This is a genomic window from Candidatus Methylomirabilis sp. (assembly GCA_036000645.1).
In the GTDB taxonomy this organism is placed as follows: Bacteria; Methylomirabilota; Methylomirabilia; order Methylomirabilales; family JACPAU01; genus JACPAU01.
Genome location: DASYVA010000075.1, coordinates 1 through 7,790 on the forward strand (window position 1 = coordinate 1; position 7,790 = coordinate 7,790).

At 71.7% G+C, this 7,790-nt stretch carries 9 protein-coding genes; 2 read left to right on the top strand and 7 right to left on the bottom strand.

Annotation, left to right across the window (positions count from 1 at the left end; genetic code table 11):
- Positions 1-372: 372 nt before the first annotated feature.
- The 7 genes from VGT06_04390 to VGT06_04420 form a co-directional block, all read right to left on the bottom strand.
- A complete protein-coding gene (locus VGT06_04390) occupies positions 373-1,068 on the bottom strand; it encodes an HAD family hydrolase (protein ID HEV8662369.1) in 696 nt (231 codons plus the stop codon).
- Between the two features lie 122 nt (positions 1,069-1,190).
- A complete protein-coding gene (locus VGT06_04395) occupies positions 1,191-2,642 on the bottom strand; it encodes a diguanylate cyclase (protein HEV8662370.1) in 1,452 nt (483 codons plus the stop codon).
- A gap of 96 nt (positions 2,643-2,738) precedes the next feature.
- Positions 2,739-3,008 (bottom strand): hypothetical protein, encoded by a 270-nt coding sequence (locus tag VGT06_04400; GenBank protein HEV8662371.1) that lies wholly within the window; start codon positions 3,006-3,008, stop codon positions 2,739-2,741.
- 21 nt (positions 3,009-3,029) lie between these two features.
- Positions 3,030-3,764, bottom strand: coding sequence for a PilZ domain-containing protein (locus VGT06_04405; protein HEV8662372.1), 735 nt, complete (start codon positions 3,762-3,764; stop codon positions 3,030-3,032).
- A 208-nt stretch (positions 3,765-3,972) separates the two neighbouring features.
- Positions 3,973-4,728, bottom strand: coding sequence for a TIGR02266 family protein (locus VGT06_04410; protein HEV8662373.1), 756 nt, complete (start codon positions 4,726-4,728; stop codon positions 3,973-3,975).
- Positions 4,729-4,777: 49 nt separating this feature from the next.
- Positions 4,778-5,581 (bottom strand): response regulator, encoded by an 804-nt coding sequence (locus VGT06_04415; protein ID HEV8662374.1) that lies wholly within the window; start codon positions 5,579-5,581, stop codon positions 4,778-4,780.
- Positions 5,578-6,201 carry a response regulator gene (locus VGT06_04420; protein HEV8662375.1) on the bottom strand — a complete coding sequence of 208 codons (624 nt, stop codon included), beginning with the start codon at positions 6,199-6,201 and terminating at the stop codon, positions 5,578-5,580. Before VGT06_04420 ends, VGT06_04415 begins: the two co-directional genes overlap by 4 nt.
- Positions 6,202-6,774: 573 nt before the next feature.
- On the opposite strand from VGT06_04420, the gene ssb reads away from it, so the two are divergent.
- On the top strand, positions 6,775-7,158 hold the full coding sequence (gene ssb / locus VGT06_04425; GenBank protein ID HEV8662376.1) for a single-stranded DNA-binding protein: 384 nt from the start codon (positions 6,775-6,777) through the stop codon (positions 7,156-7,158).
- A gap of 215 nt (positions 7,159-7,373) precedes the next feature.
- Positions 7,374-7,595: a hypothetical protein gene (locus VGT06_04430; GenBank protein ID HEV8662377.1), complete on the top strand. Its 222-nt coding sequence runs from the start codon at positions 7,374-7,376 to the stop codon at positions 7,593-7,595.
- Positions 7,596-7,790 lie beyond the last annotated feature (195 nt).

Below are 7,790 nucleotides of genomic sequence, written 5' to 3' on the forward strand. Positions count from 1 at the left end.
GGGCGGCCAGGAGCGCGTAGAAGCCATCCGCGACCGTGGCCCCGAGCCCCACCAGGAAGGCCGCTCGGAACCCTCGCTGCAGCCCCATCCGGATGGCCAGCAGATTGATCGGCCCGAGGACCGCCGCCACCGAGAGACCCAGCAGGTAGGCCGTCCCGAGGACCTTCACGACCGCTCCACCCCCGATCCCGTTGACGGCCCTATCGCTCCTCTGCTACAACCCCTCCAGCGCCCCGGGCGCGCGCTCGTGTCGCGGGCCCGGGAGCCCCGGGAGGTACCGCCGTGCAGCTGGTCGTCTTCTTGCTCTTCTGGTTCCTCTGCATCGCCGGGGTGGCGTTCCTCGCCTACCGGCGGGGCCAGCGGAACTGACGCTCATCCATCCAGGATCCGCAGGAACGCCTCCGGATCGCTCAGGTCGGCCAGCAGGAGATCGGGCCCCGCCTCGGCCAGGGCAGCCGGGCTCTCCCCGCCCGTCGCCACCGCCACGGTCCGCGCCCCCAGCGCGCGCCCGCTCTCCACGTCCAGGTGGGTATCCCCGATGACCACCACCTGGGCCGGGCCGTCCGCGCCACTTCGCGCCCGCCGCGCTTCCCCCCGCGCCACGCCGCGACGCAGGACTTCGACCCGGTCCTCGGCGTCGGACCCGAACCCGCCGAAGGCGAAGAACCGGTTCAGGTCCGCCCGGGCCAGTTTGATCCGGGCTCCCGTCTCGATGTTTCCCGTCCCCAGGCCCAGCAGGCAGTCCCCCCGGGCCGCGAGGAGGGGGAGGAGCTCGGGCACCCCGGGGAGGACCCGGTAGGTGGCCGAGCGCCCCACCTCCTCCTCCAGGTAGCGGAGGTAGTGCGCGCAGATCGCCCCTGCTTCGTCAGGCTGGAACGGCCGGCGCAGCTTCCGCTCGACGATGTCCCGGATGATCGAGAGGTCGGTCCGGCCCCGAAACGGGATTTCCCGCCCTGCCTCCTCGAGCCCGTGCAGCTCCCGAAACGCCCGGTCCAGCGCCCGCACGCCGGCCCCGCCCGTGAGGAGGAGGGTGCCGTCCAGGTCGAAGAGGAGGATGCGGGCCGGCATGGCCTCAGGCGGCCTCCCGGCGCCCCACGCGATGGCTCCCGCGGGCGCGCGGATGGGGGGGAGAGACCGTCATGGTCCCCGTAGGGTAGCCCAGCGCTTCGGGGGAGATCAAGGGTGGCGGATCAGGAAGATGCCGTCGGGGTCGCCAGGGCGGCGTCCCCCTTGCCGGCGTCCTTGGCGCGGTAGAGGGCCCGGTCGGCCTGGTAGAGGAGGTCCTCGGCTGTCCGGATCTCCGGCCCGGGGAAGATCCCCACGCCGGCGCTGGCGCTCAGGCGGATCTCCCGGGCGGCCCCCGCCATCCGGTGCTTCCGGATGACCTGGCAGATCCGCCGGGCCTCGGCGAGCGCGCCGGATTCGTCCGTCATGGGGAGGAGGACCACGAACTCCTCGCCGCCGTAGCGGGCCACCACGTCGGAACCCCGCACGTTGGCCTGCAGGAGCTGGGCCACCTGCTGCAACACCTCGTCCCCCCGTGCGTGCCCCCACTGATCGTTCACCTGCTTGAAGTTGTCCAGGTCGTACAGCACGCAGGCGAGCGGGGTGCGGTGCCGCTGGGCCCGGGTGAACTCCTCCTCCAGGCGCTTGCGCAGGAACCGCCGGTTCGGCAGCCCCGTCAGGTCGTCCAGGAGGGTGAGTTGCTCCAGGTGGGCGACGTTGAGCTCGAGGCTCTCGTAGGTGTGCGCGTTCTGGAGAGCAGTGGCAGCCAGGTCGGCGATGACCTGGCAGAGCTTGAGCTCCCGAGGGGAGTGGAGGTGGAGCGCCTTGGCGGTCCGGAGGAAGAGTGTCCCGATCACCTGATTTCGGAGGATGACCGGGAGGACGTAGATGGAGGTGAGGGGGAGCCGGCCCACCTGCTCCCGCACCGGGGCCAGGAGGGGGTGCGTGTGCACGTCGTCGATCAGGACGGGCTCCTTCGTCCGGATCGCCTCTTGCATCTCCGGGTACTTGGCCAGCTCGATCTTCAGCCGATCCACGGCGGCGTTGTCGTGGGAGGCGAGCACGTAGCCGTACAGCGGGTCGTCCGCGATCAGGACCAGCGAGCAGCGGACGGAGGCGATGATCCCGGCGGTCTCGCGGACGATGATCTGGAAGATGTCGCGCGATCGGAGGGTGGAGGAGACCGCCCTGGAGACCTCCAGGAGGGCCTGCAGGTCATTGCGCTCCTTGGCGAGCGCATCGTGGCGCTGCTTGACCCTGAGCTGCGCCTCCACCCGAGCCAGCAGCTCCTGTTGGTCGAAGGGTTTGCGGATGAAGTCCTCGGCGCCCGCCCCGAGACCCTGGAGGAGGTCCTCCTTCCGGCTCAGCGTCGTGAGCAGGAGAACCGGGATGAGAGCGGTCTCCGAGTCCGCCTTCAGGGCCCGGCAGACCCAGTATCCGTCGAGGCCGGGCATCAGGATGTCCAGGATGATGCAATCGGGCCGGAGGCGCTTGACGGTCTCCAGGGCGGCCTCCCCGTCGACCGCCTCTGAGACCTCGTACCCGGACTTGGACAGGGCGTCGGTGAGGAGCGCGCGGAGCAGACGGTCGTCGTCCACCACGAGGATTCGGGGGGGGTGGGTAGATTCCTCGCCCATCGGCTGACTCCTGGGCTGGCGCGCCGGGATGGCCGCCCGGCGAAAGGGCACACGGGGGCGGCGGCGCCGGAAGGTGCAAGAGTCGGACCAGGGGCGCTATAGCGGGACCTTGTTCTGCTTGCAGTAGCTGGTGAGAACGAGGAGGGCCTGGTTCAGGCGCTGGATCCGGAGGCTCTTGTGGCGGATGGTCTCGGCATTCCCCGTCTCGACCGCCTCGGTGCGGATCTCGCGGAGGACGATGTTCAGGTTCTGATTGATGGTTTTCAATTCAGGGGGGGTGAACTTCCGCAGGATGGGCGGGGTCAGGGAGAAGAACCCCTCAGCGATGTCCTTCGCCAGGCCTTTCGGGTTCCCCGGGATCGCCATCCTGCTCCCTCCGGGCTCGGATCATAGCACGGGGCTGCTGGACCGCCAACCCTTCCCCGGCTGCCCGGGGCGGATCGCGTACCAGGCCTCCGCCATCCGGGGGCGCTCCGGGGGGACCTGCCGCTCGAGGAGCGTTCTCAGCCGCGTCCACTCGTGGCCCGGCTCCTCGAGGATCTGCACCCCCATCCCGGCGGGGAACGGGTTGTGCCCCCCCGCGTTCGCCCAGACCACCCGGCCCGCGAGCGAGAGGGGCGGGCCCTCGGGGGTGAGCAGCCGGAGGCGCACGAGGCGCCCGAGAGGGGAGGGATCGGGGCAGCGGACGAAGAGGCCGCCCCCGATGATGGGGATGTCCGGGAGGCTCACGGCCTCGGCGGGAATGGTCCGCTCCTGAGGGACCGGGACGGACGGCTCAGGCGAGGGAATGCGGGTCAGGGCGAGGACAGTGGCTGCCGGGAGCGGAACGAGAAACCGGAGCCCGTGGGGCCGGCCGGGTGTCGGTCCGGCCAGCCCCGCCCGCAACGCCGTCCACGTGACCTCCGCGTCCCGGGCGAGCGGCCCGGCCGGCGTGGGGAGGCGGACGAGGAATCTCCGCCCCTCGGGGAGGAGTGCCGGGGCGCTGATCCGGACGCCGCCACACCCCAGGTCCACTCCCCAGCTCGTGCAGGAAACCTTGCCGTCATCCCCGCCCGCCTCCACCGCGCTGGCCAGCGGGAAGCGGGGGAAGCGCCGCCGACATCCCTGACCGAACCGGTTCATCATCATCCCCTCTCTGGGCCCCTCTGCAGGCCCCACCCGCGAGGACGGCAAGGGGGATGCCAGAGAGGGGCCGGACAGGGACGGGGGCGCAAGCAGCCGTGAGCGCGGCCGGTTGCGCCCCCGCAACCTCCGCCCCCTGGTGGCGAACAGGTCTCTCCCCTTTCCGGAACGGAACGGGCGCGCGGAACGCGGGTGCGACGGAGGGGGATCAGTTGGACCGGGGTGTGGGCGGGGGCTCCTCAGGCGTCACGTACCATGGCCGAAGCAAATCGCTGCTCGCGATGCCGCGGCGCCGGAGGGAGGCAATGAAGTCGTCGAGGCGGGCGGCCTGCGCCGCGCCCAGGTCCAGGAACTGGACCCCCATCCCCGGCGGGAAGGGGTTGCGGCCGGCGTGGGGGTTGGACCAGACCACGCGACCCCGGAGGCGGAGCGGCACGGCGTTCCCCGGGATCGTGAAGCGGAGAATGATCTCGCGGTTGAGCGAGGGCGGGTCCGGCGTCTGGACGTAAATACCCCCCCGGCTGATGTTCAGGCAGGAGGTGGCCACGAACCGGTCCGTGACGGCGTACTCGACCGGCAGCTCCACCGGGATCCGGGGGTGCTGGGGGAGCTTGCGCAGCGCGAGCTGGTGTGTGACGACCTCCTCCACCGTACTCCGGGAGAGCGGCCGGCTGAAGCGGACCCCGTGGGGGAAGAAGTGGCCGCCCAGGTCGCTCTGCTCCAGGGGGCCAACCCACCGGACCTCGCCGCCGAGTCGCAGCGGCCCCCCAGGCATCCTGAGGTCCAGGAGGACGGTCTGCGGCGCGACCGGGGTGGGGAGGAGCATGCGGATCCCTCCCTGCCCCAGGTCCTTGGCCTTCCCTTCGAGGCCCCGGGCGTCGGGCCAGTCGAGCGGGTGGCACGCGAGGGGGAGGAACACGTCGAAGCGGGGGTGGCGGCGCTCCTCGGTCCCTTGGCTGGCCATGGGGTCTCCTTATACCCAGGGCTGCGGGCGTGGCAAGGCCGGGGCCCACCTACCAGGCGAGGGGATCGATCCCGCTGAGGTCGGTCAGGATGAGCACGAGGCCGGCCAGGGCGCCGCGAAAGGTCACGGGGCTGAAGCGGACCCGGAGCGGTCGCCCCCCCTGGTGGACGGTGAGGCAGTCGGCGGACTCCGTGCCCCGGACAAGCCCCTCCCAGAGCCCCCGGACCGCCTCCCGGTGGGCGGGCTCGAAGACCTCGTGGAGGGGACGCCCGATGAGGGACCGTTCCGAGGCCCCCACCAGGGTCATGGCGGCCGGGTTCACCTCCGTCACCCGGCCCGCGCCGTCGGCGAGGAGGACGCCGTCCCGGATATACCGCAGGAGGAGGTCCTGCTGCTGCTTCAGATGGAGGAGCTCGGCCACCACCTGCCGCGGACGGAACCCGTCGTAGCCGTACACCCGTGGCTCGCCGTTCCCCTGCCCGATCTTGGCCAGGGCCTCCAGGAGATTTCGGCCCACAATCGGCAGAGGGCCCTTCGCCACGAACGCCTCCCCCCGGAGGCCCGGGAGGTCGAGTAAGTCGGGGGCGGCGAGGCTGCTGAAGATGATGACGGGTGTGCGGGCGAGGCTCGGGTCCGCCTCCAGGTAGCGGCAGAGGCGGGCCCCGTCGATCTTGGGCATCACGACGTCGAGGACCAGCACGTCCGGCGACGTCACGGCGATCCGCTCGAGGGCCTCCAGCCCGTCGGCGGCCGTCTCCACCGCGTATCCCGCCTCCCGCAGCATGTCCCCCACCGTCTGCAGGATGAAGCGGTCGTTGTCCACGAGGAGGACGCGGGTCGCGTGCGCCCTCATGGCCGCTCCACCGCCAGGATCCGCATGGCCCGCCCCGCCTGCTCGGCGTGGACCTGCCACAGGAGGTAGGCCACCATCTTTTCGACCCGCTGGGCCAGGCGGTCCGGCGTGCTGTCGGCCGCCTTGTTCAGGTAGAGGGCCGGCTGGGTCCGGGCCACGAGCCGGCGCACGCCCTCGTCGCAGCGCACCCCCGACAGGTAGATGATGGGGAGGGGGCGGGGGCGGTGCAGACCCCGCTCGAGGGCCCGCAGCGCCCGGGCGGCGGCGCCCCCGTCGAGGTCGGGCATGAGCAGGTCCAGGATGACCAGGCCCACCTCCTTGCCGGCCACCAGGCGCTCGGTGAGGCGGCTCAGGAGCTCCGTGCCGGTGCCGGCCGGCAGGACCTCCTGGGTCAGGTGTCGGGTCAGGAGGAGGTCCGTGAGGAGGGTCCGGAAGAACTTGTCGTCGTCGGCCAGCGCGACGCAGGGGAGGGTCTGCAGCCGGTACTCCGCCTCCAGCTCGAGGGAGAGGCCGCAGGAGGAGCAGTGGATGGCCGTCTCGTTGCCGCGGACCACGGGGAAGGTGAACACCTGCTCCCCGCAGGACGGGCAGTACTTGAACGTCTGGCTCGGCTCCGGCATTGCCGCTCTTCTCCCCGGGACGGCAGCGTCCCGCCCGGGTGGGGTGCGACTTGCGTGCCATGGGGCGTGCTCGGCGAGGGCCGCCGGCCCGGCGCGCCTCTCCGGGAACGCACCTGAGATGCCGTTGGATGCCCAGCGTGGCTCGCAGGGAGTCGGTCGGGACCGGCTCGCGCTTCCCCGGCGAGGAGTTGGGGGGAGGGGGGGCATGGGGCAAAAGGTAACCTGGAGATGGAAACTATGGGAAACGCCCGCGTGGGGCCGCACCGGAGCCCACAGGGGCTCGAAGGGGCCAGCCCGCAGGAAAAATGACCGGGCGGAATGGGGACGGGGCGAAGCGCTGGGCCTCCGGTGTTTCAGTCTGGCGGAGCGGTGCCGGGATGAAACGGAGCAGCCGCGTCCGGAGATCGCTTCGCCTCGGCGGGAGCGGCGCCCGGCGGCGCGATAAGTGTCCGCGGCTCGAGGGGCTCGCGCGTCGCGGCTGACCGGGGCTCCCGCGAGCGCCGCCACGGCACGCCGATTGGCAGTACTGCGGGTGCGGCCCGGCCGGCAGCCCGGGCCGCAAGGAGGTCATCCATGCCGATCAACCGTGTCATCCTGATGGGGCACCTCACGCGGGACCCGGCGCTCCGGCGGGTCCCGAGCGGGACGGCCGTCTGCACGCTGGGCGTCGCCGTCAACCGCCGCTACCGCAATGGGGAGGGGGCGTGGCAGGACGAGGTGACCTTCGTGGACGTCGTGACCTGGGGGAGGCAGGCCGAGGTCTCCGCCGAGCGCCTGGCGAAGGGGAGCCCGGTGCTGCTCGAGGGGCGGCTCCACCTGGACCGGTGGGAGACGGAGGAGGGGCAAAAGCGGAGCCGCCTGCGGGTGGTCGCCGAGACGATCCGGTTCCTGCCGAAGGGTCCGGTGGGGAGCGCGGAGGAGGAGGGCGCGCCGGCGAGCGCGGCGCCGGCCTCTTAGCCTCGGCGAGCGGGCAGAGTGTCTCACCGCGAGCAGTGCTGGTGAGAAACGTCGCCTCATTCCCACGCTCTGTCGCTCCGCACCCGCTCTGCCCGCCTCCCGGGGAACGCCAAGCCTACCAGCCCTGGGCGGCGGAGGAGGGCGACCTCCAGACGATCGTTCGCGACCACCTCGAGACCGTTCTTCGGGAGGCGGCCGAGTGTGCCGACGGCCGCATGTGGTTGATCGTCACCACCGAGGACCCCCGCGTCATTCGCCGGATCCTCCCGCACCTCGGACTGCCCACCGATGTCCCCCAGCCCCGGCTGCCGCCGCGCTGGCGCAGCCTGGCGCTCTCCTGGCCGGCCGCCGCGGGGCTCCTGGAGCGGGGAGGGGAAGGCCTGGCAGCCGCGGGCGCGGTTCGGCCCGGGGTGGGACCGGCGGCAGAGGGCTTTTAGCCTTGTCTATGCGCTATGCGCTCCCGGTCTCGGCTTTCGCCGGTCAGGTCCTTTCCTACGAAGGCCGTGTCCGAGAAAGGCCAGGATTCGTCACGCATAACGGAGCGAGTGCACCAAAGTAGTCTGGGGCTATCCACTTCGATGACTGATCTTCTGTGCCGAGACTCATCCGTGCTGGAAGAGGAGCGGCGATCT